Origin of the sequence: Sphingomonas sp. Leaf22, assembly GCF_001421715.1 — a bacterium.
Taxonomy (GTDB): domain Bacteria; phylum Pseudomonadota; class Alphaproteobacteria; order Sphingomonadales; family Sphingomonadaceae; genus Sphingomonas.
The window spans coordinates 91,126-115,314 of sequence record NZ_LMKP01000042.1 but is presented as its reverse complement, the minus strand read 5'-3'; the positions used below and the strand labels follow the sequence as shown (position 1 = coordinate 115,314).

Below are 24,189 nucleotides of genomic sequence, written 5' to 3'. Positions count from 1 at the left end.
CGCGTTACGGCAACGGACGTATCGGTTAGTCCCGACCGTTCCCGGCCGGCACCGATCCCGACCGCGCCCAGCGCCGCGCCAGCCAGCGCCCGGCAAGCGCCGGCAGACCGGGCCGCAGGAACAGCCAGTCGCGGATCGCCGGCCCCCGTTCGGCACCGATCAGCCCCTTATACCCGCTGTCGCCCGCGCCCCAGTCGACATGGGTGACGCCGTCGGCGACCGCGCGGACGAGGTTGCGGTAATAGAGCAGCCGCCCCGGCGAACGCTGGCCATAGGTCGCGTCATAGCTGTTGGCGACGGCATATTTCAGCTGGCCGGCGTTGATATCGAACGAGAAGGCGGCGGGCTTGCCATCCATCCGGAGCAGCGCGACCCACATCATGTCCGCCAGCACCGGATCGGCAGCCGCCGCCCGCCAGAAGCGGCCATGGCCGGTCTCGGTAAACTTCGCGTCGTGACCATCGGTGCGCTCGGCAAGCCAGCTTGCCGCCTCGATCGCGGCGAGATCGTCGAACAGGCCGGACTGCCAGTCCGCGCCGCTGGCGAACGACCAGTCGGGGGTGCCGAGCGCCGCCAGATGCTTTTCGTTGAAGCGGTTCTTGCGCAGCGTCGACAGCCGCGGCCAAACGCCCTCGGCCTGCCGTGCGGCGATATCGAGGAGATAGCTGTCGGCGATGAAGCGCGGCATGGCGCGCCAGCCGCCGGCGCGCGCCGCGTCCAGCAGCCCGTCGAGCATCGGATCGCCGTCATAGACCGGCCCCAGCCGGAACCCGCGCACCTGCCGCCCCGCTTCGTCCAGCAGCGCCGCGACGTCGCCCGGCGAGGCATCCTGCGCGACGGGGCCGCTGCGGAACGGCCAGTAGCTGCCGGGCACCTGCGCCATGCGCAACGCCGCCGGCCCCAGTCCGATCAGCGGCAGTGCCGCCATCGCCTGTCCGCCACGCTCGACCAGCAGCGTTCGCGCCGTGCCGCCATAGGCGTCGATCGCGGCGGCATACCATCGGCGGCGCAGGAACCGGTGGCTCGGTGCGGCCGATGCGGCGACGGCATCGATCGCATCGGGCAGACCGGCGATCATCCGGGCGATGGCGGGGGAAGCGGGCGACAACATGGGCGGCATCATGCCCCATAACCGGTTACGATTGGGTAGCGATCCCGGGGTGTGCACGCCACGCGACCTTGCCCGGTTCGGTCCGCCGCTGCATAGCAAGCGCGTGGAATTCGAACCTGTCCTGTCGACCGTCGCCAAGACGATCCAGACCGCCATCGCGCCGGTCTTCCTGTTGGCGGGAATCGGCGCGATCCTGAACGTCATGGTCGGTCGACTGGCGCGGATCGTCGATCGTGCCCGCGACCTCGAAAAGCTGCACCCGTCCTCGATCGGACCGGAACATGCGCGGCACGTGTTCGAACTGCGGCTGCTCGACCGGCGCATCCGCGTCATCAACAATGCGGTGTTCCTGGTCGTGCTCTCGGCGGTCGCCAACTGCACCGTCGTCGCGATGCTGTTCATCGCCGAACTGCTCGACCTGGGCCTTGGCAAGGCGGTGGCGATCGCGTTCGTCCTGTCGATGGTGCTGCTGATCGGCGGACTGGTCTGGTTCCTGTTCGAGGTGCGGATGTCGGTCCATGCGATTCGCGTCCGCGCCGAATTGCTCGAGCGCGAACGAACGTGACGCCGCGCGGCGAGCGGACGCTGCTGCAGGTCGCGGTCGCGATCGCCTGCTTCGTGCCGCTGTCGGTGGCGACTTTCAGCATCCTGCGCGGTGCGGCGTGGCTGCAACCGGCTCCCGCGGTCGATCTGGACAGTCATTTCCGCTATCTGTCGGGCATCTTCCTGGTCCTCGGCCTCGCCTTTGCCAGCTGCATTCCGGCGATCGAGGGCAAGACCGGCCGGTTCCGGTTGCTGGGCGCGATGGTGGTCGGCGGCGGCCTCGCGCGACTCCTGTCGCTCCTGACGATCGGCGCACCATCGACGGGACATGTCGTCGGGCTTGGTATCGAGCTCGCCGTCGTGCCGCTGCTGCTGCTGTGGCAGACCCGTATCGCGCATCGATATCGGCAGGCGACAACCGCATAAAGTTCCGCCCGGACGCCCCGTCCGGCGACAGCAATTTTTCTGCGTTCCCGAAAAGTTCGCTTGCATTTCGCGAACCCGGCGGATCGCCGCGCGTCGCGTCGGGAGTGACCGTCGAGCCGGTCGAGCCGGGCGCCAAAGGTTATAATTGCCGACTTGCGCGTCGACCGCTTTCCTACAATTAGTGGTGCCCGACGCGGGACGGGCGCTATGGATTGTGTTACGCCTGCTGGAACCTCCAATGCCGCCAACGCTTGTCAAGGGCGATGGTGCGCGCGGACGTTCCGTAGAAATCGACAGGGGCATCGCTCCGTGCTAGAACACAAGAGGAACGGGACGATGACCTTCCAGGATAGTCAGGATGCCCAGATGAACGAACTGCAATTCGCCGATCCGGCCCCCGCCGCCACGCCGCCCGCGCGCACCAGCCGTACGGTCGATGCGCAGCTGCACGCGGTCGAGGTCGATCATTCGCGCGATGCGCTGCTGACCGATTTCGGCAAGGACACGCTGAAGGACCGGTATCTGCTGCCCGGCGAATCATATCAGGACCTGTTCGTGCGAGTCGCGTCGGCCTATGCCGATGATGCCGCGCACGCCCAGCGGCTGTACGACTATATCTCGAAGCTTTGGTTCATGCCGGCCACCCCGGTCCTGTCGAACGGCGGCACCGGGCGCGGCCTGCCGATCTCCTGCTATCTCAACTCGGTTCCTGACAGCCTCGAAGGCATCGTCGAGACGTGGAACGAGAATGTGTGGCTGGCGTCGCGCGGCGGGGGCATCGGCACCTATTGGGGCAGCGTGCGCGGGATCGGCGAGCCGGTCGGGCTGAACGGCAAGACCAGCGGCATCATCCCGTTCGTCCGCGTCATGGATTCGCTGACCCTCGCCATTTCGCAAGGGTCGCTGCGTCGCGGTTCGGCGGCCTGCTATCTCGACGTCAGCCACCCGGAGATCGAGGAGTTCCTCGAAATCCGCAAGCCCAGCGGCGATTTCAACCGCAAGGCATTGAACCTGCATCACGGCGTGCTGATCCCTGATGCGTTCATGGAAGCGGTCCGCGACGGTACCGAATGGGCGCTGAAAAGCCCCAAGGACGGGTCACAGCGCGCGGTCGTCGATGCGCGTTCGCTGTTCCAGAAGCTGGTCGAGACCCGCCTGGCGACCGGCGAGCCGTACATCGTGTTCAGTGACCATGTGAACAATACGATGCCCAAGCATCATCGCGATCTGGGCCTGAAGGTGTCGACGTCGAACCTGTGCAGCGAGATCACGCTGCCGACCGGCAAGGATCACCTCGGCAACGACCGCACCGCCGTGTGCTGCCTGTCGTCGCTGAACCTCGAAACCTGGGACGAATGGAACGGCGACAAGCGCTTCATCGAGGATGTGATGCGCTTCCTCGACAACGTCCTGACCGACTATATCGAGCGCGCGCCCGACGAGATGGCGCGTGCCCGTTATTCGGCGGAGCGCGAGCGGTCGGTGGGCCTCGGCGTCATGGGCTTCCACTCGTTCCTGCAGGCGCGCAGCCTGCCGTTCGAAGGGGCGATGGCGAAAGCATGGAACCTCAAGATCTTCCGCCACGTCAACGCGCAGGTGAATGAGGCGTCGATGCACCTCGCCACCGAGCGTGGCCCCTGCCCCGACGCGGCCGACATGGGCGTGATGGAGCGGTTCAGCTGCAAGATGGCGATCGCGCCGACCGCGTCGATCAGCATCATCTGCGGCGGCACCAGCGCCTGCATCGAACCGATCCCGGCGAACATCTATACCCACAAGACGCTGTCAGGGTCGTGGTCGGTCAAGAACCCGTATCTCGAAAAGCTGCTGATCGCGAAGTCGAAGAACAGTGATGCGGTGTGGAACACGATCCTCGAGCGCGGCGGTTCGGTGCAGCATCTCGAGTTCCTGAGCCAGGAAGAGAAGGACACGTACAAGACCAGCTTCGAGATCGACCAGCGCTGGCTGCTCGAACTCGCCGGGGACCGTGCGCCGTTCATCGATCAGGCGCAGTCGCTGAACCTGTTCATCCCGGCCGATGTTGAGAAGTGGGACCTGCTGATGCTCCACTATCGCGCATGGGAGCTGGGCATCAAATCGCTCTATTATCTGCGGTCGAAGTCGGTGCAGCGCGCCGGGTTCGCCGGTGGTGTCGAGGCGGACAACACGTCCGAGCTGGCCAAGTTCGATCTGGGCGAGACGACCGATTATGACGAGTGCCTGGCCTGTCAGTAAGCGGGCGGCGGTCGCGCAGCGATCCTGTCTGACGGCGTGGCGGTTAGGCGATGATCCCTCTCCCACTGGGAGAGGGAGGGAGCCGCTTTAGCGGCGGAAGGGTGAGGGCGATGCGCACGTATCAACATCAACCGTCCGGAACGGTCGGCCGCGCCCGCGATCTCCGCCGCAATGCGACCGATGCGGAGAAGAAGCTGTGGGCAGGTCTGCGTCAGACCTTCCCGGAGTTACGCTTCCGGCGGCAGGTCCCGGTTGGCCCTTATTTCGTGGATTTTCTGAGCGTGCGGGCTGGTTTGGTCATCGAAGTGGACGGTGGGCAGCATGACGCCGATGCGGTGTACGACGCGCGCCGCACAGCCGTTCTCAACCAACACGGCTTCCGGGTCGAGCGCTTCTGGAATGACGACGTGCTGACTAATCTCGACGGAGTGTTGGCGCGTCTGGCCACGCTAGTGGCAAACGTGCGTGAGGGTGAACCGGCGTGAACCGATCCGCCCTCACCCTTCCGCCGCTGCGCGGCTCCCTCCCTCTCCCGCCGGGAGAGGGAAAGGTGTCAGATGGCGTTGCCATCCTCTTCGGTTTCGAACGTCACCGCGACATCGGCATTGGCGGACAGGCGGACGGTGTTGTCCTCGACCTCGGCGACGAGGCCACCGTCGATATAATGGTGATGCCCTTCATGCGAGCTGTCCGCCCCTTCGACCTGCGCGCCGCTGTCCTTCTTGGTCAGCTTGATGCGGTCGCCTTCGACGCGGTCGACGGTGCCGACATGGACGCCGTCGGCGCCGATGACGTCGGCATGTTCGTTGATGTTGCTGAGATCGGCCATGCTATTTCTCCGTTGGGGGCGGCGGTCAAACGCACGTCCCCGCAGTTGGTCGCATGACGCTGAACGTACTCATCATGCTCGGCGTGGCACTCTTAGCGGGCGTCATCGGGCTATGGCTGCTGCTGCTGCGCCTCCGGTCGCGGGCAACGCAGCAAAGCCGCTATGCCCATGGCATGGTCGGGATGATGGCACTGGCGCTCGGGGTCATCCTCACGATCTTCGGGATCGCGCAATGGTCGTGGGGGTCGGCGTCGTGAACTGGCCAGATTTCGTGAACTGGCTGACGATAGCCAGTACGTTGGCAACCGGCGTTTGGCTCGTTGTCAGACCAGAGCAGGCGGTCGATCGTACGCTGAAACAATTGCAGCGGATCGGGGCAGAACCGGCCCAGCCCGGGATCAAGACGCGTATTACCTACCAGCTTCTCGGCGGTTTGGCGCTTGCGCAGACCGCTATCCTCCTCTTCAAGACGTACTCGGAGTAACCCCATGTCGCTCACCGAAGCCCGCAAGCAGTACAAGCCGTTCGAATACCCATGGGCGTTCGATTTCTGGAAGCGTCAGCAGCAGATCCACTGGATGCCCGAAGAGGTGCCGTTGGGTGAGGATTGCCGCGACTGGGCGCAGAAGCTGACGCCGCACGAGCGCAACCTGCTCACGCAAATCTTCCGCTTCTTCACCCAGGCCGATGTCGAGGTGCAGGACTGCTACCACGAAAAATATGGCCGCATCTTCAAGCCGACCGAGGTCAAGATGATGCTGGCCGCCTTCTCCAACATGGAGACGGTGCATATCGCGGCGTACAGCCATCTGCTCGACACGATCGGCATGCCCGAGAGCGAATATGGTGCTTTCCTCGAATATAGCGAGATGAAGGACAAGCACGACTATCTCCAGAATTTCGGGGTCGATACCGACGAGGATATTGCCAAGACGCTGGCGATGTTCGGCGGCTTTACCGAAGGATTGCAGCTGTTCGCGTCGTTCGCGATGCTGATGAACTTCCCGCGCTTCAACAAGATGAAGGGCATGGGGCAGATCGTGTCGTGGTCGGTCCGCGACGAGAGCCTGCATTGCGAAGGCATCATCAAGCTGTTCCACGCCTTCTGCAAGGAACGCGACTGCATGACGCGCGCCGTGCGCGACGATATCGCCGACATGTGCCAGACGACGGTGCGGCTGGAGGATAATTTCATCGATCTCGCCTTCGAAATGGGGCCGGTCCACGGCATGACCGCGAAGGAAATCAAGAAATATATCCGCTATATCGCCGACTGGCGGCTGGGGCAGCTGGGCATGAAGCCGATCTACCTGATCGACGAACACCCCCTGCCGTGGCTGGCACCGCTGCTGAATGGCGTCGAGCATGCGAACTTCTTCGAACAGCGCGCGACCGAATATTCGAAGGCGGCGACGCGCGGTAACTGGAACGAGGTCTGGGACGGCTTCGACAAGCGGCAGAAGGCGAAGGTGGTCGCGCCGGCGAACGAGGAAGCCAGCGGCATGGGCGACATGTTCGGGGGCGTGGCGGCGGAGTAAGCGCCGGCGAGGGGCTGCGCACGCTGCCCCGAGTCGGTAGGCGTGAGCGGCCGGCGGTGCCGGAAGCGCCGACCGACGGCACGGGCTTTGCCCGTGCCCGCCATCCAAAGGTCACAAAGGTCACACTCGCACGCTATTGGCGTGACGATCCGATTTGCCGTGTCAAAGAGCGCGAGCCGCGACGACCCGGCAGTATGATGACGACGGCCCAGCGTGTAGGACAGAGTGAATTTCGGTCCCTTGCCGCAGCACGTCTTCGATGACGGGCGGAGCAGCCCTTCCAACACTGGCGTTTGGGCAGGAACCTAAAGCGTTGCGTGTACGGATCCCCGCCTGCGCGGGGATGACGAGGCGCGCGTGGACTGCGCTCCTACCGCCCGCGCCGCACCGGTACGCGAAAATCGGCGGGCTTGTCGGCGACCCATTTCACGAATTTGGCGACCGCGGGAACGTCGCGTAGCGTGTCGAGATCGGCGAGCGGGCCGGCGAGTTCGGTGTTGGTCGCGCTGGCGTGGATGGTGCGGTGGCAGATCGGGTGGACCGGGACCGTCTCGCGGCCGCCTTCGCTCTTGGGCACGCGGTGATGCCATTCGACCTGCGTGCCGATCGGGCGGCGGCAGAGCGCGCAGGTCGTCGGATCGAGCGTGCGCACGACCAGCGCCTCGGCTGCGGCCAGTCCTGCCTTGCGCTTCACGCGTCCGGCCATCTCCATTTCCCCTGCTGCGTCCGCCATGCAGATCGGTATCGCCACGGCGTTCGGCAAGCGCCTGTATGTACTGCCAAGTTACCAATCCCTGCGCGTCAGATGAACGGCAGATGAAGGAACCGTCATCGAACCGTACGGGTTGTATCGCGGCAAGTTCAGGAAAAGGGAGACAACCCATGAACCGCTTTCCATTGTTGATCGCCGCAGCCGCGACTGCCTGTATCGCAACGCCGTCGTTGGCCAAGGATCGTTCGGTACCGGTCTATTCGGACTATAACCCCTATTATCTCGACTATAAGACCGACATCTCCGAAGCGAAGCGCGAACTGCGCAGCGATCTGCGCCGCGCCAAGGACGCATCGTCGCGGGAGGATGCGTGGCACGAATATCGCCGCGAGGTCGCCGACGCCGAGCATGATTTCCGCAAGGAAATGGCGGAGCGTGGCATGGTGGTCCGGCGCGGTCGGGTGACCGTCGAGGAATAAGCGTTCCCGTTGTCCTACGGGAAACAGGCCGTCGGGTTCGCGCCCGGCGGCCTGTTTCAGTAGATGGCGGTAAATTTCCAGCCGGTCAGCCGCAACATCGCGATGCCGGCGGCATGGATCGGCCCGCGTTCGGGACTCCATGCGTTCACCATTTTGTACCGGTGCCCGGCGGCACGTTCGATGATCCATTGCGAGCCATCAATCCCGCCATCGCAGGGGTTCGCGCCGATCGGCAAGGCGAAGGGATTCTGAACGGTCAGTCGCCGTCGCAGATCGACTGCTTCGACTTGCGTGAGCGGGCGCATCACCCGCCGGCGAACGGTACCGGGTTCGCCACCACCCAGGCCGTCCAGTTGGACCGCGATCAGTCGGGGACTGTCACCGCCCAGTCCGTCGATGCGCACGATGACGGCGGGATCGAAGCTGCGCAACCAGAGGAAGCGCAGGCTGTCGGCACGACCGGCATAAGCGCGCCGAAGCAGCGATGGCTCGCCTGCCGCCCGCAACTGACCACTGTACCAATCGCTTTCAAAGGCGCTGAGGCGCGGAAGCGATCGACCGAAAAATTCGCACCGGACCGTCGCCATTTCATAGGATTTCGGGAAATAGCCTGGCGTTATCGCCTGTTGCGCCAACGCGAGATAGGTCAGCCATGCCATGTCACGCCCCCCGGACCGGGCTATGACGGTGCATCGTTCGGCCGATGGAAGCAACATACGGAAAACGGCCCCGAGCCATCGCCCGGAGCCTCATTCTGTACGCAGATACCGGGGCGGGTCCCGATACGCCGGACCCGCCCGAACAACGTCGATGCTTAGAAGTGGGTCGTCAGACCCAGCATCGGACGGAAGCTGTGCGCCGAACCGAAGGTCGACACTTCACCGCGCAGGCGGACGCCCGAGTTGCCGGTGATGCCGCCGAGACCGATATCCTTCGGACCGACTTCGAAACCGGCACCGTAGGTCATTTCGTGATAGTCGCGGCTGGCGGTGCCGAACCGGTCGAAATTGACCCAGCGATAGCCGACCTTGCCATAGATCAGGCCCGAGTCACCCGCGCGGAAGCCGAAACGGCCGGCTGCGCCGTAATCCCAATCGATGTCGCCCGACACGCCCTTCGAGACGCTGCCTTCGGCACCGACGAACACCGGGCCCAGCGGCACGTTGAAGCCGACGATCCCTTCGACCAGGGCACCGTTGAGTTTGTCGTTACGCGCGACCTGCGGAATGCCGGCCTTGGTGGCTTCGGAGTCAAACTGCTCCCAGCCGCCCATGACGGCGATATATGGTTCGAAACCGATGCCGCTGGTACCGTCGGGTGCGGTCACGGCGGGGGCGGATTCGGTGGTGGCCGTCGTGTCCTGCGTCGTGGTCGACATGTCCTGCGCAAAAGCGGGGACAGCCACGAACGCGGCAGCGGCTGCGGCGACGGTGAAAAGCTTACGCATACAAAACCTCATCAGCGTTTACGGTCCCGGCATCGAAGCTGTGCCGGTTTGTCCGTGGCCCATCTGAACCCGGCAGCACCGGCGAGGTTGCATTGCATCGCAACACCGTCGTCATGAAACTTCCTCGTGTGGTATAACGGCAACGGTATCTTTCAGCCCGATGAACGAACCATGGCGACGCTGCCCGGACCATGGTGGCAATATGGCAAGGATGGCGCGACGTCGGGGCAACGCCCGCAACGATCGTGGACCTGACGGGTTGGTGATCCGGTCGCGCGGTGCGGCCATACTCGCGAAAATGGCGGATGGAGGCGGTATGCGACCCCAGATCATCATCCTGGGTGCCGGCTTTGGCGGGATCGCCGCGGCACAGGCGCTACGGGGAACCGATGCCGATGTGACGCTGATCGACCGGACCAACCACCATCTGTTCCAGCCATTGCTGTATCAGGTGGCCGGCGCGGCGCTGTCGCCGGCGGACATCGCAACGGCCAATCGCGCCCTGCTGCGTCGCAATAAAAACACACGCATATTGATGGCGGAGGCGTGCGGGATCGATGCCGCGGCGAGCGAACTCCGCCTTGCCAATGGTCGGCGGATCCGCTTCGATTACCTGATCGTGGCAACCGGTGCGGGCTATAGCTTCTTCGGCAACGATGGCTGGCGCGACCATGCCTTCGTCCTAAAATCGATCGATGATGCGCTGGCGATCCGGGCGGCATTGCTGGGTGCGTTCGAGCGGGCCGAGCAGTGCGACGACCCGGCCGAACTGCGACGCCTGCTGACCTTTGCCGTCGTCGGTGGCGGGCCGACCGGCGTCGAACTGGCCGGCACCATCGCCGAACTGGCGCGCACGACGCTGGCACGCGATTTCAGCCGGGTCGATCCGCGCGCGACGCGGGTGGTGTTGTGCGAGATGGGCGATCATATCCTCGGTGCGTTCGACCCGACACTGTCGGAGGCGGCCCGCGCGATGCTCGAATCGCTCGGCGTCGAGGTGCGGACCGGCGAGAAGGTGCAGGCGATCGACGAACGCGGACTGACGGTCGGCGACCAGCGGATCGATGCGGCGGCGGTGCTATGGGCGGCGGGAACCGAAGCACGCCCGGCGGCCGAATGGCTGTCGGCCGATGCCGCGCGCAACGGCGCGGTGAAGGTGCGGCCGGACTGTTCGGTACCGGGCCATCCCAACGTCTTTGCGATCGGCGATGTCGCCAGCTTCGATACCGGTGATGGCCCCCTGCCCGGCCTCGCGCCCGTCGCAAAGCAGCAGGGGCAGTTCGTCGGCAAGCTGATCGCGGCGAAAATTGCCGGGCAGAACGCCGACGACACGTTCAAATATCGCGATTACGGGACGATGGCGGTGATCGGCCGGTCGCGCGCGGTGGCGGAGATTGCCGGGCTGAAGCTGAACGGCTTCATCGCGTGGCTGGCATGGTCGCTGGTCCACCTGATGCTCCTGGTCGATTTTCGTAGCCGCGTGTCGGTCTATGTCCATTGGGCGTGGTCGTGGTTCACCTATGGCCGGGGCGCGCGGCTGCTGACCGGCTATGCGCCCGATCCGGGGGAGCGCCCGCGCACCGCGGGGTTGCCGGAGATCGAGGCGGAAGCGCGGGCGGCGGAGTAACCGAGGCACTGGTCGTACCCCGCGGGGGCAAGGGTCCAGACACTGCGGCCGGTCGAATGAATGGCCGATCAGCCGTACCCCCGCGGAGGCGGGGGTCCAGAGCCAAGGGCGTTCCGCTCCTTCACTTTGGGTCCCCGCCTGCGCGGGGATACGGTCTGGGGTGACGGCGCAACCAATCGCAAATTGCCTGCTCGCCGTACCTGCGCGGGGACACGGTTTCGGACGCAGGCACCGCCAAACGCAAACGGCCCGCCCGCATCGACTGCGGACGGGCCGTTCCCGTTATCGTCGCGCGATCAGCCGGCGCGATTGCCCGCCATCGGGAAGCTGCCGAACGCGCCCGCGCCGACCGTGCCAGAGATGGTGTCGCCCTCGACCGTCGCTTCGCAGTCGAGCGTCATCGGCATCGGCACGACAATCGCAACCTTCCACGACAGCTTGTCGCCATCGACCTTGCCATCGGTGATCTCGGTCGATCCCATCGCCCCGGAATAGCTGCCGGTGAAGGTGCCGCCGTCGCTCTTGACGGTCAGCGTCGCCTGCTGGTCGCCCATCGGCGACTTGGTGATCGTGTTCCAGCTGCCATCGACATTCGCCATCTTCGCTCTCCTTACTTTGCCGCGGCGGCCGGAGCGGACGGCGGCGTTGCCGCTACCACCTCCACCGGCAGACCGAGCGCGTCAAGCTGCGGACGGACGGTCGCCGCATTGCCGACGACCACGTAAACGAAGCGATCGGGATCGAGTGCCCGCCGTGCCGCAGCGTCAAGCTGCGGGATGGTGAGCGCGCGATATTTTTGCGGCAAGGTCGCCTGATAATTGTCGGGCCGGCCGAGGAAGTCGTTGGACTGCATCGCGCCGAGCACCGCACCCGACGTTTCGTACGTGCCGGCGAGCTGACGGGTTTCGCCGTCGATCGACCGCTGGAACTCGACCTGGGTCACGCCCTGCTTGCCGAGGAAGCCGCTGATCTGTTCGCGCAGCGACGCGATCGCCGGCCCGGTCTTGTCGGCCTGCACCGGGGCGGTGATGACATAGGGGACGGCGTTCTGCATCAGGCGATAGCCACCGCCCGCGCCGTAGGACCAGTGCTTCGCTTCGCGCAGGTCCATGTTGATCCGGCTGAGGAAGCCCGAACCGAGCACGGTGTTGGCGGTGGTCGCCGCCAGCGTGTCCGACTTGGCCTGTACCGGCGTCATCTGTCCCGCGACGATCAGCGACTGCGGCGAATCCGGCCGGTCGATCAGAACGATCTTTGGCGTGGTAGTCGCGCGCTGTGCCGGGAAGGTCTTGGTGCCGCCGGTACCGGTCGCGCGCCAGTCGCCGAGACCGGCGTTGAGCGCGGCCTGCACCTCGGCCAGCGGACGGTCGGACACGACGAAGACCTTCGCCTTGTCCGGCCGCAGCCACGCACCGCGCCAAGCCATCAGATCGCCGCGGGTCAGCGACGCGACCGCCGCCGGATCACCGACGCCCGCCGCCAGCTTCGCATAGGGCGAGTCCGCGCCGTAGAGCAGCGGCGGCAGGGTCATGTCGGCCAGCCCCTGCGGATTGGTCCGCTGCTGGCCGATCTGCGCCAGCACCTGACCGCGCACCCGCTCGATTTCGGCCGGATCGAACGCCGGATTGCGCAGCACGTCGGCGAACAACAGCGCCGAGCTGTTCAGATTGGCGCTGGGCGTCGAGAAGCCGATCGTCGTCTGGTCGGCCGAATTGCCGCCATAGATCGACATGCCGAGCTTTTCCTTCGCCTCGGCCAGCGCGATCGAATTGCGGGTGGTGGTCCCTTCGTCGAGCACTGCCATCGTCATGCCGGCGGTGCCGAGCTTGCCCGACACGTCGGCGGCGATCCCGGCGTCGAACGCCATCGACACCTGCGTGACCGGAACGGCTGTGCGCTGGGCGTAGACCAACTCCATGCCGTTGGCGAGGCGGCTGCGCGTCACTATGGGGAACTGCAACTGGCCGCCGGCATCGGGCACGGCGGGCATCGCGCCGCGCGTGCCCTTGGCCGGGCCTTCGGCCGGGGCGGGTACGCTGTTGTCGGCGACCTTGGGCACCGCCTTCGCCTCTTCATAGCCTTCGCGGGCACCGGGAACGACGACCAGCGTATAGGCCGGGCGCGACATCCACTTTTGCGCGGCGGCACGGGCACGGTCCGGCGTCATCGTCGCCAGCGCGGTCAGCTCCTTCTTATAGAAGCCCGGATCGTTCGAGTAGAGCTGCCCCTGCGCCAGCGCGACCGCCTTGCCCCCGAAGCCGCCGACCGATTCGAGGCCGGAAATGGTGCCCGACACGTTGGTGGTGGCGACGCGCGCCACTTCGTCGGCGGACGGGCCGGTGCGCAGATAGTCGGCGATGATCTGATCGAGCTTCGCCTCGACCAGCTTCGCATCGACGCCGGGGCGGACGACCGCGCGGACGACGATCATCCCCGCCTGCGACAGCGACTGGACGCCGGCCGATACCTGCACCGCCAGCTTGTCGCGCTTGACCAGTTCATTGTCGAGCCGCGAGGAGGCAAGCCCGCCGAGCGCGGTCATCGCCACGTCGAGCGCGGGCGCTTCGGGATCGTTCAGGCCCGGCACCGGCCAGACCTTCATGATCATCGTCGCGGCGACGCGGTCCTTCATCTCCTCACGCACCGGCGCGGCCAGCGTCGGCACGTCGATCTTGGGCAGGACCGATTCCGGCCCCTTCGGGATCGCACCGAAATATTTCTCGACCAGCGGACGAGCCGTCTTGGCGTCGATGTCGCCGGCAAGCACCAGCACCGCATTGTTCGGGCCGTAATGGCCGCGGAACCAGTTCTTCACGTCGTCGAGGCTGGCGGCATCCAGATCGGCCATCGAACCGATCACCGAATGGCGATAGGGGTGGCCGACCGGGAAGATACCCTCGGTCATCTTGTAGCGGACCAGGCCATAGGGCTGGTTGTCGCCCTGCCGCTTTTCATTCTGCACGACGCCGCGCTGTTCATCGAGCACGCCCTGCGTCACCGCGCCGAGCAGATAGCCCATGCGGTCGGATTCAAGGAACAGTGCGCGGTCGAGTGCGGGCTTCGGCACCGTTTCGAAATAATTGGTGCGGTCATAGCTGGTCGTGCCGTTCAGGTCGGTCGCACCGATCGAGCGCAGCGGATCGAAGAAATCTCCCGGCGCATTTTCCGAACCGTTGAACATCAGATGTTCGAACAGATGCGCGAACCCGGTCTTCCCCGCCGGCTCATGCTTCGACCCGACGTCGTACCATACCGACACTGCGACGATCGGTGCCTTGCGATCGGTATGGGTGATGACCGTCAGGCCGTTCGGCAACGTGAATTTCTCGTACGGAATGTTCACCGGCGCGACCAGTGCGGACAGCGGCGCGGCCTTGATCGGCGCGGGCGCGGTGGACTGGGCAAAGGCACTGGGCCCGACAAGCGCCGTGGACGCGAGCAGGACGGACGCGACGGTACGAAACATGGAACCCCCCAACATTATCGATAAACGGAATGACGGTGTATGGGGTGGTTTTGTGTCGCGCAAGCGTCATCACGTTGCCGATGCCTCCCCCTATTCTTACGCGGATGTAACTTATGATGTCTTGGGAGCGATCGGCCGCTTTGGCGGTTCTCATCCCGCGATCCGTGATTATGTTGCAACGCGCAATGACCATTCCATTCGAAACGCTTCGCACGATGTTGCCATTGTCCGACAAGGTCGACCGCCTGATGGCGATCGGTTGGGAAGACATCGGCGGGCTCGTGCTGGCCATGGGGGGCATCGCCTTTCTGACCGCGGTCGGCGCATTGCGATCGCGGTGACCCTTCGCGCGGCAGTTGACGGCGCGTCGCGACATATTGGCGGACAGCTATTGGTCCCGGTAGAAAGGTATGTGTTCCATGATCCGATCGATGACCGCCCTGCTAGGCGCGGCGCTGCTGACCGCGTGCGGAACGTCGGGGGACAGCGCGCCGTCGACCAACGCGACGGAGCAGGTCGACCTGCGGCATCTGGTCGAGACCGAGATCGCCGGCAACGGGATCGAACGCTATCCGCTGGAAGGCACGGTGATCCCGACGCCGTCGGACAAACAGTCGCGCTATGAACTGCTGCGCCAGCGCAAAACCGCCGTCGGCACGACGATCGCGATCCTGCGCCAGCAGCGCGGTGACCGCTTCGTCTATGCCCGCACCGAAGTGGATTGCGAACGCGACCTGTTCCACGTCGTCGGGGTCGCCGACACGCGCGCCCATGTCGAAACCAACGTCGCCCATGACGGGCCGCTTCGCCCGACCGCCGGACTGCCGCTGCGGCAGGAACTGTCGCGCTTCATCTGCCAGCGGGCGCAGGCGTAACGGCTATTCGCCCGCCGGCGGCACCGCCGGCGTGGCGACCGCCGCTTCGAACGCCGGATCGGGTTCGGCCATGGGCAACGTCCCGCGCCGGCGTTCGAAGCTGGTCAGCAGGAAGAACAGCAGGTTGCTCCCCTGCGTCAGCGCGCCGCCTGCCAGCAGCAATCCCGCCATCGCCGCGCGCGGACCGTCGATGATGTGGCTCATCTCCAACGCCGCCGACAGGAACAGCAGGTCGCGATTGGGCACGATCGGCAGGCGGCTGATGACCATCTGCACCGTAAGGAAGGTGATCCACACGCCCCATGACTGATCGGGCAGCACCACTGCCCATTGCGTCGCCTGCAACAGCACGACGATCAGGATCCGGGCGACGTGGATCGCCAGCACGGTGCCCGCGACGCGCCACGGGACGGACAGGATCTGGTTCCGCAACCGCAAGAGCAACGGCGTCAGGAACGCCGCGACGAGCAGCCCGGCGAGGATCACGCCCCCCGCCGAATGCAGCCAGTCGGCGATCCATTTCGCGCGCCCCGTCGCCATGAAGATGATGAGCAAGCCCGAGGTGATCGCCGCCGATGCCAGCGCGGACAGGATCGCATTGTCCTTGATCGCCAGCAGCAGCGTCTTGGACGCGATGCCGAGCCGCTGGCGTGCCCAGACGAACAGGTAGAGCTCGCCCGAATAGCCGACGAAGGCCGAGTTGAAGACCCGTTTGCGCACGAACACCGGCAGCGCACCCGGCAGGGGTCGTCCGAGCAGGCGGCGGAAGATCCAGACCTCCGACACCGGCAGCGCCATGAACATCACGACGAACAGGATGTAGAACCACGGCGTGCGCGGCAGCGCGGCGGCGACGTTGCTCCACCCGATCGCGCGGACTTTCAGCACCAGCCACAACAGCACGCCGACGAAGAACAGCGCGCGGAACACCTTGCCTGCCCACGCGGCCGCCGGGGTTTGCGACCACAAGTGCAGCCGCTGCCCATGTTCGGCGAGGGTCAAGCGAACACTCCGGCGCTGCGCGAATCGGCGACGAACGTCTCGAACGCCGAGCGCGTCTCGGGATCGAGACGAAAGCGCGAATGCCGCCACGTGCCCCCGGGCAGCAGCGAGCGCAGCGCATATTCGATCGCGGCGGCGGGCGTGTTGCGGACCCGGCGTTCGAAATGGGTCCGGTCCCAGGTGTTCGATCCGTGGAAGGCGCGGACGAACAGGCCGGGTGCGTCGAGCACGCCGATGCGGTCGATCGGCCAAGCCCCAAGAAAATCGGTATCCTCGCCGCGCCGCTTTTCGGGATAGCGTGCCCGCGGATCGGCACGGTGGACGATGCTGCCCGGGACGCCCGGCTCCAGCGTGCCGACATAGGGGTGATCGAACCAGCCGGGCGCGTCGAGATGCATCAACGTGCCGCGCAGGACGCAGGCATCCTTGCCCTGTTCGAGCACCGCGACCTGACGCGCGAGCCGGTCGGGGTGATACCAGTCGTCATCGTCCCACTGTGCGACGATCGATCCGCGGGCGAGGTCGAGTGTGCGGTTGCGTAAACGCCCGAGCGTCGTCTCCGGCGTCTTGGCGACACGGTGGTAGATCAGCCGGTCGGCGGGGATGTCGGCGAACAGCGGCGTATAATCCTGATCGCCGTCATCGACGACGACCAGTTCGCGGTTCGCCCAGCGTTGCCGCAGGAAACAGTCGACCGCCCGCCGTGCCAGCGCGGCACGGTTCGCGGTCACCATCACGCAGCTTACCCGCGCGCCGTCATCCGACCAGTTCATCGCCAGCGCCTTAGCCGCAGCATGCGCACTCGACAATCGGGTGGCGCTGTCGACCCCGCACTGGTAGCCGAACGGCGATGCGGATCATCTTCGTCCTGACCTATCCCAGCCATCACGGCGTCGCGGATACCGCCGAATGGCTCCGCTGGGACAATCGCGACAAGCGGATGCCGGGCATCCTGACCAAATTGGGCGTCGAGAGCGAGCTATGGGCACTGGCCCCCGCATCCCTCACTACCGTTGCGGCCCTGGACGGGGTCGCACCCTACCCGATCCGGCTGTTCGCGCCGTCGAATCCGACCGCCAAAACGCGCGATCAGGTGAGCGATACGATGGTCGCGGCAGCGCGCACCGATCCGGCCGATCTGTTCGTGCTGGTCGGCAGCAATGGCGGGGCGGGGTTCGACCTGTTCGACCGGGTGCTGCGGCCCGATCGGCGGCGGTTCGCGGTCATCATCGGCGGCGATTACTGGAGCCGGATCGTGCCGGATGCCGCGTTCGTCTTTCCCGAAACATCGGTACAGGAGGCGAAGCTGACCCATCCCGGCTGGCGTTTCTGGCGGCGGTCGGTGCCGGCGGCACGGATGCAGCGGCTGCCCAAGACGATCGACACCGATCGCTTCGCGCCCATGGCGGCCGGGAAGCGGTTCGACGTGATCGCCACCAGCCGGTTGAGCCCGTACAAGAAGTTCGACGAGATCGCGGCGCTGGCCGAGACCATGCGGGTGGCGGTGATCGGCGACGGACCGCAGGCGGCGGAACTGCGGGCACGCTTTCCGAAGGTCGCATGGCTGGGGCACGTTCCCAACGGGCAGGTGCCGGTGATGCTGGCGCAGGCGCGGCTGTTCTTCCATGCCGGACGCCGCGACTATTTCCCGCGCGCCATTCCGGAGGCGATGGCGTGCGGTCTGCCGGTAGTGGCGTTCGACGACCGGATCGGAGCGGATGTCATTCCCGAGACGTGCGGGCTGCTGGTTCGGGACAATGACTATCGCGACAAGGTCGCTGCCCTGCTGGCCGACCCGGCGGCGGTCGAGGCGATGGGTGCGGCGGCGCGGGCACATGCGGTCGCGACGCACGGGCCGCGATCGTCGGAGGCGGCGTGTCGGACGCTGATCGAGGTCGCGGCGTGACGCGCTGGACGTTCGTCATCGCCTATTACAACGAAGTCGATTTCCTGCCGGCGACGCTGGCGGCGCTGGCAGGACAGACGGTGCCGTTTCGGCTGGTACTGGTCGATAACGGGTCGACCGACGGATCGGATGCGGTCGCGCGCGGGTTCGCCATGCCGGGGATCGAGGTCATCCATCGGTCCGAAGCGCGGCCGGGCAAGATCCACGCGCTGGAAACGGCGATGGCCGAATTGACCACCGAATTCTGTGCGTTCGGCGATGCCGATACCTGGTACCCGCCGCACTATCTGGCCGAGGCCGAACGGGCGTTCGATGCCGACCGGCGCGTCGTGGCAGTGATGGCGATGGGGGTCGATGCGTCGGGGCAGCCGTTGCGGCGGGCGCTCTATTCGGGGATCGTGACGCGGCTGCTGCCGAAGCAGACGCATACCGGTGGGTACGGGCAGGCGTTTCGCACGCAGGCGCTGGTGAAAGCGGGCGGCTTTTCGGAAGCGCTCTGGCCCTATGTCCTGCTCGACCATGAGGTCATGCAGCGCGTCGCCAAGCTCGGGCGGGTGGTCTATCCTTTCCGCTTCTGGGCCAAGCCGTCGCCGCGCCGGTCGGACCGGCGGCGGGTGCGATGGACGCTGGCCGAGCGGGTCCTGTACCATGCGACGCCGTTTGCCGCGAAGGACTGGTATTTCTACCGGTTCCTCGGGCCGCGGTTGCAGGCGCGGGGGATTACGCATCTGAATTTGCGGGATAAACCTTGGGAAGCGCAGCCGTAGCGTTTTCAAAGGTCACAAAGGTCACACTTGCGGGCGTTTCGGTGCGTCGCGGATCGTGGCGTTGCGGGAGGCGGGTTCGGCGGTGAGAAAGAACGCCGAAGGGTATGGCATGGTCGGGCGGTTGTAGGACAGAGTCGTTTCTCGTCACCCGGGATCGCCCTCACTCTTCCCACCCGGCTGCGCCGGACGGGCCCCTTCTCTCTCCCGGTGGGAGAGGGAGGAAGCCGCGCAAGGGTCAGGGTGACGGGTCGGTGGGCGTGATGAGCCGCAGGCCCTATCGCTCTATTCGGAACAAGCCTTCGCGCACGACCTCTAGCCGCGCCCCGACCGCGCTCGCCGCGCTGGCCAGTTCGCCCGCTGCCTTTGGGTCGTCGGCCTCGATCTCCACCATCGTCGCCCCGTCACGCAGCGCTTTGGCCAGCCGGATGGCGGGCCACGGGCAGCGCATGCCGCGGGCGTTGATATGGGTCACTTGCTATGGTCGAAGGGGTTCTTTGGCGCCCGCATGTTCAGACGCACCGGCACCGCGCCGAAGCCGAATTCTTTGCGGATGCCATTGATAAGATAGCGTTTGTAGCTTTCGGGCAGCTGATCGACGCGGGTGCCGAACAGGACGAAGCTGGGCGGACGGATGTTGTTCTGCGTGATGTAGCGCATCTTGATGCGCTTGCCGCCGGGGGCGGGCGGCGGGTTCGCCTCCAGCGCGCGGTCGAACCAGCGGTTGAGCTGGCCGGTCGAAACGCGGCGCCCCCATGCCTCGCGCGTTTCGAACGCGGCCTGCATGAGTACGTCCAGCCCCTTGCCGGTCGCGGCCGAGACGGTCAGCAGTGGCACGCCGCGTGCCTGCGCCAATCCCTCGTCAAGCGCGCCCTTCACGCCGTTGAACAGCGACGAGGCATGTTCGGCGATGTCCCATTTGTTGAGCGCGATCACCAGCGCGCGGCCCTCTTGCAGCACGCGGTCGGCGATCTTGATGTCCTGCAGTTCGAGGCCGCGGGTACCGTCCAAAAGCAGCACGACGACCTCGGCAAAGTCGATCGCATGCAGCGCGTCGGCGACGGAGAGCTTTTCGAGCTTTTCCTGGACCCGCGCTTTCTTGCGCATCCCCGCCGTGTCGATCAGCCGGACCGGACGGACGCGGCCATCGGGGGCGGTCCATTCCCAGTCGACCGCGATCGAATCGCGGGTGATGCCGGCTTCGGGACCGGTAATCAGGCGGTCTTCGCCGACGAAACGGTTGATGAGCGTCGACTTGCCCGCATTCGGGCGACCGACGATCGCGAGCTTGAGAACCGCGGTTTCGGGGTCGAACTCGCCTTCATCCTCGGGCTCTGGTTCATCCTCGCGCTCGACATAGGGGCGCAGCGCGTCGAACAGGTCGGCGACGCCCTCGCCATGTTCGGCCGACATCTGCACCGGATCGCCAAAGCCCAGCGCCAGCGATTCGAGCACGCCGTTCTCGCCCGCGCGGCCCTCCGCCTTGTTCGCGACCAGCACGACCGTGCCGTCGGCCGAGCGCAGCCAGCGGGCGATTTCCTCGTCCAGCGGGGTGATGCCGGCGCGGGCGTCGATCATGAACAGCGCGACATCGGCCATTTCGACCGCCGCCTGCGTCTGCATCCGCATCCGCCCCGGCAGGGTCGCGGCGTCCTCATCCTCGAACCCCGCCGTGTCGACGATGGTGAAGTCGAGGCCGAGCAACGACGCCTCCCCCTCGCGCCGATCGCGGGTCACGCCCGGCTGATCGTCGACCAGCGCCAGCCGCTTGCCGACCAGCCGGTTGAACAGCGTCGACTTGCCGACATTGGGACGGCCGATGATGGCGACGACGGGTAAAGGCATGGGAATTCCTGGGGTGCGGGGTTGCCGCGATAGTAGGGCGTAAGGGGGGCCGGGTCGAGGGTGCGCGCTTGCACCCGCACAGCCGTCATTCCGGCGCAGGCCGGAATCCATTGTGTCGGGTGCTCGCGATGGGGCCGCGACCTCACCCCATCCATGGATTCCGGCCTGCGCCGGAATGACGAAGGGGGTGAGGCAGGTAGGCTACTTCCAGGCGGTCAGCTGCCCCGCATCGTCGAGCAGGTAGAGCGTGCCGTTGGCGACGATCGGCGACAGCGAATAACCGGCCTTCGACCGGGTATCCTGCGTCGTGGTGATGCTGCCATCGGCGGTCGAGACCGACACCAGCTGCCCCTGCGTATTGGCGAGGATCAGGCGGTTGCCCGCCAGGATCGGGCCGACCCAGCCGATCGGGTTCTTGCGCTTCTTGAGGTTGCGGAAGCCGGGCAGCTGCTGGACCCAGCGCAGCTTGCCGCTACCGCGCGAAATGCACAGCAGGCGGGCATCGTCGGTGACCACGAAAATCCATTCGCCCGCGACCCATGGCGTCGAGATGCCGGCGAGATTCTGTTCCCACAACCGCTGACCCGACGTCAGTTCGAGCGCGACCATGCGCCCGCCCTGCCCGACCGCATAGACGCGGCCATTGTCGATCACCGGTTCGGCATCGATATCGGCCAGTGCCGACACCGAGGTCGAGGCCGAGGTGCGCGACAGGCTGTCGCCCCAGACCGATCGGCCGTTTTCATAGCGATAGGCGTTCAGTTCGCCCGACGAGAAGCCGGCGACGACCGTGCCCTGCGCCGAGGCCGGGGCGGCGACGCCGAACACGCCCTGCGACTCGAGACTGCCCGACTGGGTCCAGACGACCTTGCCATCGGTCTGGTCGAGGGCGAAGAGCTGGTTGTCCTGACTGACGACATAGACCTGTCCGTTGGTCACGGTCGGTGCGCCGCGCAGCGGGCCGCCGGGCTTGGCGCGCCACACTTCCTTGCCATCGGCGGTGTCGAAGGCGACGACATCGCCCAGACCATCGGTGGCGAAGGCGCGGTTGCCGTCGACCGACACGCCGCCGCCGAAGCGCGCGCGGCGGTTTTCGTCGCCCTTGACGGTGGGGGCGGTCCACACGGTCGCGCCGGTATCAGCGGTCATCGCCGTCACGAGGCCGTTGACGTCGATCACGTACAGCCGGCCATCGGCGACGACCGGCGCGGCGGCAAGGCGCGTACGGGTATCGCCGCCCTCGATCCGCACCGACCAGCGCTGGCTGAGCGTATCGGCCAGCGCGACATGGCCCATCGACTTCGACGGATTGCCGCCGGGCTGCGCCCAGTTGGCGTTGGTTTCGGCGAGCGGCAACACGACCTGAAGATTGGCGAGCGCCGGATCGACCTCCGCCAGATTTTCCGATGCGAGGATCGGCACGCGCTGGCCGACGATCGGGGTGCGCGCCGGGCCCTTGCCCTTCAAGGCGCCGCAACCGCCCAGCAGCGCCAACGCCGCGACCGCCGCCGAGAGTTTGAGATGGGTCTTCATCGAAGGGGTTCCGGAAACTGGAGAAGCGTTATTGCGCGGCGGTCTGGTTGGCCGACGCATCGACCGCGTCGACACCCAGCGACCCGGCCATCTGCACCGCCCGCCCGCGCACCGATTGCGGCACGCCGTCGGTCTGCGCGATCAGGGCAAAGGTCTGGCCCGCCTGTTGCAGCTTGTTCTGGCGGAGATAGGCGACCGCCACCATCTCGCCCGCGCTGCCGAGCCACGGGCTGCCCTTGTCGGCGAGGCCGCGCAGCCGGTCGATGACCTGTTGCGGTTGCAGGCTGTCATATTCGACGGCGGTCTGGCGGACGAGCGCCATGTCGCGGAACGGCTGTGCCAGCGAGTCGTCGGCGGCGACCTTGCCAAAGGCGGCAGCGGCCCCCTTCAGGTCGTTCTTGGAGAGTAGCAAGTCGGCCTGCGTCAGCAGCGCGGTGGCGCGGACGGCGTCGCGATCGGACGTCGTCAGCTTCGCGACCTCGGCCGTGCCCTGCGCGACGCGGCCCTGTGCGATCTCGTCGAGCGCGGTGGCGAGCTTCTCCCCCTGTTCGGCGGCGAGGCTGTTCTGATGATGCTGCCACCAGGTCCAGCCGCCGAACGCCGCCAGCGCCGCCAGCACCGCGACGATGATCCACAGGCCGTAGCGGCGACCGATCGCGGTCATCTGCTCGCGACGCATCTCGTCATCGACTTCGCGGATGAAGGCATCGTTGTTCTGCGGGGTCAACGCCAAGGGAACAGCTCCAGGGGATGGGTCAAGCGCGCTCCTTTAGCCGAGCGTCGGCGGAAACGAAAGCGAATGGTCGCAGGCGTCGTGCCGGGGGGAGACCATGGCGAAGGGCGGGTGTTCGGGGGATGAACGGGGGCCTCCTTCGTCACCCCGGGCTTGACCCGGGGTCCCGCTTTTCATCACGGCCGAGAGAAAGAAGAAGCGGGACCCCGGGTCAAGCCCGGGGTGACGGTAGGGTTGGCCTGCCGCTCAACCTTTCGGCGCGTAGAGCTGGTCCGGCCCCGGAAAGGCGCGCGAGCGGACGTCGTCGGCATAGGTCCGCACCGCTGCCGAAATGCGGCCGGCGATGTCGTCGAACGTCTTCACGAAGCGCGGGGTGCGTTCGAAGAAGCCGAGCATGTCCTCGGCGACCAGCACCTGTCCGTCGCACTGCGCCGACGCGCCGATGCCGATCGTCGGCACCGCGATGCGGCGGGTGATGTCGATTGCGATCGGTTCGACCACCCCCTCGATCACTACTGCAAAGGCCCCCGCCTCGGCGACGGCGACGGCATCGGCGACGATGTTCGCCGCTTCCTCCGGACTGCGGCCGCGCGCGCCATAGCCGCCGAGCTGGTTCACCGCCTGCGGCGTCAGGCCGACATGGCCCATCACCGGAATCCCGCGCTGCGACAGGAAGGCGACGGTGTCGGCCATCGCCGTGCCGCCCTCCAGCTTCACCGCCGCCGCGCCGGTCGCCTTGAGCAGCATCGCCGCGCTTTCGAACGCCTGCCCAGGACTGGCTTCGTAACTGCCGAAGGGGAGATCGATCACGACCAGCGCATGATAACTGCCGCGCACGACCGCCGCGCCATGCGCCGCCATCATGTCGAGCGTGACCGGCACGGTCGACGGCAGGCCGTAGATCACCTGCCCCAGACTGTCGCCGACCAGCAGCATGTCGCACTGCGCGTCCATCAGCTGCGCCATGCGCACGGTATAGGCGGTCAGCATCACGAGCGGGGTCCTGCCCTTGGCGGCGCGGATCGCGGGAATGGTCAGCCGCTTCATCGGCGCGGGGGTCGGCGTCGCGCGGCTGGTCGCGGTGTCGATGGTGAAGGTCGTGGACATGGTCAGCGTCT

The 24,189-nt window shown here is 66.2% G+C and carries 27 protein-coding genes; 13 read left to right on the top strand and 14 right to left on the bottom strand.

Going from position 1 to position 24,189, the window contains the following annotated elements; genetic code table 11:
• Window positions 1–25: 25 nt before the first annotated feature.
• Complete coding sequence (locus tag ASE70_RS16415; protein WP_156356315.1) at window positions 26–1,123, bottom strand: GNAT family N-acetyltransferase; 1,098 nt, start codon at window positions 1,121–1,123, stop codon at window positions 26–28.
• A 91-nt stretch (window positions 1,124–1,214) separates the two neighbouring features.
• On the opposite strand from ASE70_RS16415, the gene ASE70_RS16410 reads away from it, so the two are divergent.
• From ASE70_RS16410 to ASE70_RS16395, 4 genes are all read left to right on the top strand, one after another.
• Window positions 1,215–1,676 (top strand): DUF2721 domain-containing protein, encoded by a 462-nt coding sequence (locus ASE70_RS16410; protein WP_055997203.1) that lies wholly within the window; start codon window positions 1,215–1,217, stop codon window positions 1,674–1,676.
• Complete coding sequence (locus ASE70_RS16405) at window positions 1,673–2,080, top strand: DUF4345 domain-containing protein (RefSeq protein ID WP_056394708.1); 408 nt, start codon at window positions 1,673–1,675, stop codon at window positions 2,078–2,080. The genes ASE70_RS16410 and ASE70_RS16405 overlap by 4 nt, the downstream gene beginning before the upstream one ends.
• A 336-nt stretch (window positions 2,081–2,416) precedes the next feature.
• On the top strand, window positions 2,417–4,315 hold the full coding sequence (locus ASE70_RS16400; protein ID WP_056507172.1) for a ribonucleoside-diphosphate reductase subunit alpha: 1,899 nt from the start codon (window positions 2,417–2,419) through the stop codon (window positions 4,313–4,315).
• Between the two features lie 110 nt (window positions 4,316–4,425).
• Complete coding sequence (locus tag ASE70_RS16395; protein WP_056507301.1) at window positions 4,426–4,800, top strand: endonuclease domain-containing protein; 375 nt, start codon at window positions 4,426–4,428, stop codon at window positions 4,798–4,800.
• A gap of 68 nt (window positions 4,801–4,868) precedes the next feature.
• Here the strand turns inward: ASE70_RS16395 and ASE70_RS16390 are convergent, their stop codons facing one another.
• Window positions 4,869–5,144 (bottom strand): DUF2171 domain-containing protein, encoded by a 276-nt coding sequence (locus ASE70_RS16390; RefSeq protein WP_056507168.1) that lies wholly within the window; start codon window positions 5,142–5,144, stop codon window positions 4,869–4,871.
• A gap of 53 nt (window positions 5,145–5,197) precedes the next feature.
• On the opposite strand from ASE70_RS16390, the gene ASE70_RS16385 reads away from it, so the two are divergent.
• From ASE70_RS16385 to ASE70_RS16375, 3 genes are read left to right on the top strand one after another with little or no spacing between them, the layout of a single operon-like run.
• Complete coding sequence (locus tag ASE70_RS16385) at window positions 5,198–5,401, top strand: hypothetical protein (protein WP_056507165.1); 204 nt, start codon at window positions 5,198–5,200, stop codon at window positions 5,399–5,401.
• Complete coding sequence (locus ASE70_RS16380; RefSeq protein WP_056507162.1) at window positions 5,377–5,628, top strand: hypothetical protein; 252 nt, start codon at window positions 5,377–5,379, stop codon at window positions 5,626–5,628. The genes ASE70_RS16385 and ASE70_RS16380 overlap by 25 nt, the downstream gene beginning before the upstream one ends.
• Window positions 5,629–5,632: 4 nt before the next feature.
• A complete protein-coding gene (locus tag ASE70_RS16375) occupies window positions 5,633–6,682 on the top strand; it encodes a ribonucleotide-diphosphate reductase subunit beta (RefSeq protein ID WP_055995868.1) in 1,050 nt (349 codons plus the stop codon).
• 370 nt (window positions 6,683–7,052) lie between these two features.
• Here ASE70_RS16375 and ASE70_RS16370 read toward each other — a convergent pair whose 3' ends face one another.
• Entirely contained in the window at window positions 7,053–7,388 is a 336-nt protein-coding gene (locus tag ASE70_RS16370; protein WP_235520006.1) for an HNH endonuclease, read from the bottom strand.
• Window positions 7,389–7,564: 176 nt separating this feature from the next.
• Here ASE70_RS16370 and ASE70_RS16365 point away from each other — a divergent pair, with 176 nt between their 5' ends.
• Window positions 7,565–7,873: a hypothetical protein gene (locus ASE70_RS16365; RefSeq protein WP_056394699.1), complete on the top strand. Its 309-nt coding sequence runs from the start codon at window positions 7,565–7,567 to the stop codon at window positions 7,871–7,873.
• Window positions 7,874–7,929: 56 nt separating this feature from the next.
• On the opposite strand, the gene ASE70_RS16360 is transcribed toward ASE70_RS16365, so the two are convergent.
• Together ASE70_RS16360 and ASE70_RS16355 are read right to left on the bottom strand one after the other, a co-directional pair.
• A complete protein-coding gene (locus ASE70_RS16360; protein WP_056507159.1) occupies window positions 7,930–8,532 on the bottom strand; it encodes a hypothetical protein in 603 nt (200 codons plus the stop codon).
• A gap of 155 nt (window positions 8,533–8,687) precedes the next feature.
• Complete coding sequence (locus tag ASE70_RS16355) at window positions 8,688–9,320, bottom strand: outer membrane protein (protein ID WP_056394695.1); 633 nt, start codon at window positions 9,318–9,320, stop codon at window positions 8,688–8,690.
• A gap of 316 nt (window positions 9,321–9,636) precedes the next feature.
• Here ASE70_RS16355 and ASE70_RS16350 point away from each other — a divergent pair, with 316 nt between their 5' ends.
• Window positions 9,637–10,947, top strand: a complete 1,311-nt coding sequence (locus tag ASE70_RS16350) for an NAD(P)/FAD-dependent oxidoreductase (RefSeq protein ID WP_082451092.1) — start codon at window positions 9,637–9,639, stop codon at window positions 10,945–10,947.
• A 296-nt stretch (window positions 10,948–11,243) separates the two neighbouring features.
• Here the strand turns inward: ASE70_RS16350 and ASE70_RS16345 are convergent, their stop codons facing one another.
• Together ASE70_RS16345 and ASE70_RS16340 are read right to left on the bottom strand one after the other, a co-directional pair.
• Window positions 11,244–11,546 (bottom strand): hypothetical protein, encoded by a 303-nt coding sequence (locus tag ASE70_RS16345; protein ID WP_056394693.1) that lies wholly within the window; start codon window positions 11,544–11,546, stop codon window positions 11,244–11,246.
• An 11-nt stretch (window positions 11,547–11,557) separates the two neighbouring features.
• A complete protein-coding gene (locus ASE70_RS16340) occupies window positions 11,558–14,413 on the bottom strand; it encodes a M16 family metallopeptidase (RefSeq protein ID WP_056507156.1) in 2,856 nt (951 codons plus the stop codon).
• A 185-nt stretch (window positions 14,414–14,598) separates the two neighbouring features.
• Here ASE70_RS16340 and ASE70_RS20040 point away from each other — a divergent pair, with 185 nt between their 5' ends.
• Together ASE70_RS20040 and ASE70_RS16335 are read left to right on the top strand one after the other, a co-directional pair.
• Entirely contained in the window at window positions 14,599–14,754 is a 156-nt protein-coding gene (locus ASE70_RS20040; RefSeq protein WP_156347242.1) for a hypothetical protein, read from the top strand.
• 78 nt (window positions 14,755–14,832) lie between these two features.
• Window positions 14,833–15,288, top strand: a complete 456-nt coding sequence (locus tag ASE70_RS16335) for a hypothetical protein (protein WP_056394688.1) — start codon at window positions 14,833–14,835, stop codon at window positions 15,286–15,288.
• Window positions 15,289–15,291: 3 nt separating this feature from the next.
• On the opposite strand, the gene ASE70_RS16330 is transcribed toward ASE70_RS16335, so the two are convergent.
• Complete coding sequence (locus ASE70_RS16330) at window positions 15,292–16,290, bottom strand: hypothetical protein (RefSeq protein WP_056507153.1); 999 nt, start codon at window positions 16,288–16,290, stop codon at window positions 15,292–15,294.
• Window positions 16,287–17,063 carry a glycosyltransferase family A protein gene (locus ASE70_RS16325; RefSeq protein WP_056507150.1) on the bottom strand — a complete coding sequence of 259 codons (777 nt, stop codon included), beginning with the start codon at window positions 17,061–17,063 and terminating at the stop codon, window positions 16,287–16,289. Before ASE70_RS16325 ends, ASE70_RS16330 begins: the two co-directional genes overlap by 4 nt.
• A 77-nt stretch (window positions 17,064–17,140) precedes the next feature.
• Between ASE70_RS16325 and ASE70_RS16320 the strand changes: the two genes are divergently transcribed.
• Both ASE70_RS16320 and ASE70_RS16315 read left to right on the top strand, forming a co-directional pair.
• Entirely contained in the window at window positions 17,141–18,196 is a 1,056-nt protein-coding gene (locus tag ASE70_RS16320) for a glycosyltransferase (protein ID WP_056507147.1), read from the top strand.
• The gene (locus ASE70_RS16315) at window positions 18,193–18,963 is read left to right on the top strand and encodes a glycosyltransferase family 2 protein (RefSeq protein WP_056507144.1); all 771 of its coding nucleotides are present in this window, start codon (window positions 18,193–18,195) and stop codon (window positions 18,961–18,963) included. The genes ASE70_RS16320 and ASE70_RS16315 overlap by 4 nt, the downstream gene beginning before the upstream one ends.
• A gap of 274 nt (window positions 18,964–19,237) precedes the next feature.
• Here ASE70_RS16315 and ASE70_RS16310 read toward each other — a convergent pair whose 3' ends face one another.
• The 5 genes from ASE70_RS16310 to panB all read right to left on the bottom strand — a co-directional run bounded on the left by ASE70_RS16310 (window position 19,238) and on the right by panB (window position 24,178).
• Window positions 19,238–19,435: a sulfurtransferase TusA family protein gene (locus tag ASE70_RS16310; protein ID WP_056507141.1), complete on the bottom strand. Its 198-nt coding sequence runs from the start codon at window positions 19,433–19,435 to the stop codon at window positions 19,238–19,240.
• Window positions 19,432–20,805 (bottom strand): ribosome biogenesis GTPase Der, encoded by a 1,374-nt coding sequence (der, locus tag ASE70_RS16305; protein WP_055995905.1) that lies wholly within the window; start codon window positions 20,803–20,805, stop codon window positions 19,432–19,434. Before der ends, ASE70_RS16310 begins: the two co-directional genes overlap by 4 nt.
• A gap of 201 nt (window positions 20,806–21,006) precedes the next feature.
• Window positions 21,007–22,338, bottom strand: a complete 1,332-nt coding sequence (locus ASE70_RS16300; RefSeq protein ID WP_056507139.1) for an outer membrane protein assembly factor BamB family protein — start codon at window positions 22,336–22,338, stop codon at window positions 21,007–21,009.
• A 28-nt stretch (window positions 22,339–22,366) separates the two neighbouring features.
• Entirely contained in the window at window positions 22,367–23,071 is a 705-nt protein-coding gene (locus tag ASE70_RS16295) for a tetratricopeptide repeat protein (RefSeq protein ID WP_056394675.1), read from the bottom strand.
• 246 nt (window positions 23,072–23,317) lie between these two features.
• A complete protein-coding gene (panB, locus tag ASE70_RS16290) occupies window positions 23,318–24,178 on the bottom strand; it encodes a 3-methyl-2-oxobutanoate hydroxymethyltransferase (protein WP_056507136.1) in 861 nt (286 codons plus the stop codon).
• Window positions 24,179–24,189: the final 11 nt, after the last annotated feature.

What these genes read in the sequence shown, in the direction of transcription:
- ASE70_RS16415 (WP_156356315.1), bottom strand. Translation starts at nt 1,123, where the DNA reads ATGATGCCGCCCATGTTGTCGCCCGCTTCCCCCGCCATCGCCCGGATG.
- ASE70_RS16400 (WP_056507172.1), top strand. Translation starts at nt 2,417, where the DNA reads ATGACCTTCCAGGATAGTCAGGATGCCCAGATGAACGAACTGCAATTC.
- ASE70_RS16395 (WP_056507301.1), top strand. Translation starts at nt 4,426, where the DNA reads ATGCGCACGTATCAACATCAACCGTCCGGAACGGTCGGCCGCGCCCGC.
- ASE70_RS16390 (WP_056507168.1), bottom strand. Translation starts at nt 5,144, where the DNA reads ATGGCCGATCTCAGCAACATCAACGAACATGCCGACGTCATCGGCGCC.
- ASE70_RS16385 (WP_056507165.1), top strand. Translation starts at nt 5,198, where the DNA reads ATGACGCTGAACGTACTCATCATGCTCGGCGTGGCACTCTTAGCGGGC.
- ASE70_RS16380 (WP_056507162.1), top strand. Translation starts at nt 5,377, where the DNA reads ATGGTCGTGGGGGTCGGCGTCGTGAACTGGCCAGATTTCGTGAACTGG.
- ASE70_RS16375 (WP_055995868.1), top strand. Translation starts at nt 5,633, where the DNA reads ATGTCGCTCACCGAAGCCCGCAAGCAGTACAAGCCGTTCGAATACCCA.
- ASE70_RS16370 (WP_235520006.1), bottom strand. Translation starts at nt 7,388, where the DNA reads ATGGCCGGACGCGTGAAGCGCAAGGCAGGACTGGCCGCAGCCGAGGCG.
- ASE70_RS16365 (WP_056394699.1), top strand. Translation starts at nt 7,565, where the DNA reads ATGAACCGCTTTCCATTGTTGATCGCCGCAGCCGCGACTGCCTGTATC.
- ASE70_RS16360 (WP_056507159.1), bottom strand. Translation starts at nt 8,532, where the DNA reads ATGGCATGGCTGACCTATCTCGCGTTGGCGCAACAGGCGATAACGCCA.
- ASE70_RS16355 (WP_056394695.1), bottom strand. Translation starts at nt 9,320, where the DNA reads ATGCGTAAGCTTTTCACCGTCGCCGCAGCCGCTGCCGCGTTCGTGGCT.
- ASE70_RS16350 (WP_082451092.1), top strand. Translation starts at nt 9,637, where the DNA reads ATGCGACCCCAGATCATCATCCTGGGTGCCGGCTTTGGCGGGATCGCC.
- ASE70_RS16345 (WP_056394693.1), bottom strand. Translation starts at nt 11,546, where the DNA reads ATGGCGAATGTCGATGGCAGCTGGAACACGATCACCAAGTCGCCGATG.
- ASE70_RS16340 (WP_056507156.1), bottom strand. Translation starts at nt 14,413, where the DNA reads ATGTTTCGTACCGTCGCGTCCGTCCTGCTCGCGTCCACGGCGCTTGTC.
- ASE70_RS20040 (WP_156347242.1), top strand. Translation starts at nt 14,599, where the DNA reads ATGACCATTCCATTCGAAACGCTTCGCACGATGTTGCCATTGTCCGAC.
- ASE70_RS16335 (WP_056394688.1), top strand. Translation starts at nt 14,833, where the DNA reads ATGATCCGATCGATGACCGCCCTGCTAGGCGCGGCGCTGCTGACCGCG.
- ASE70_RS16325 (WP_056507150.1), bottom strand. Translation starts at nt 17,063, where the DNA reads ATGAACTGGTCGGATGACGGCGCGCGGGTAAGCTGCGTGATGGTGACC.
- ASE70_RS16320 (WP_056507147.1), top strand. Translation starts at nt 17,141, where the DNA reads ATGCGGATCATCTTCGTCCTGACCTATCCCAGCCATCACGGCGTCGCG.
- der (WP_055995905.1), bottom strand. Translation starts at nt 20,805, where the DNA reads ATGCCTTTACCCGTCGTCGCCATCATCGGCCGTCCCAATGTCGGCAAG.
- ASE70_RS16300 (WP_056507139.1), bottom strand. Translation starts at nt 22,338, where the DNA reads ATGAAGACCCATCTCAAACTCTCGGCGGCGGTCGCGGCGTTGGCGCTG.
- panB (WP_056507136.1), bottom strand. Translation starts at nt 24,178, where the DNA reads ATGTCCACGACCTTCACCATCGACACCGCGACCAGCCGCGCGACGCCG.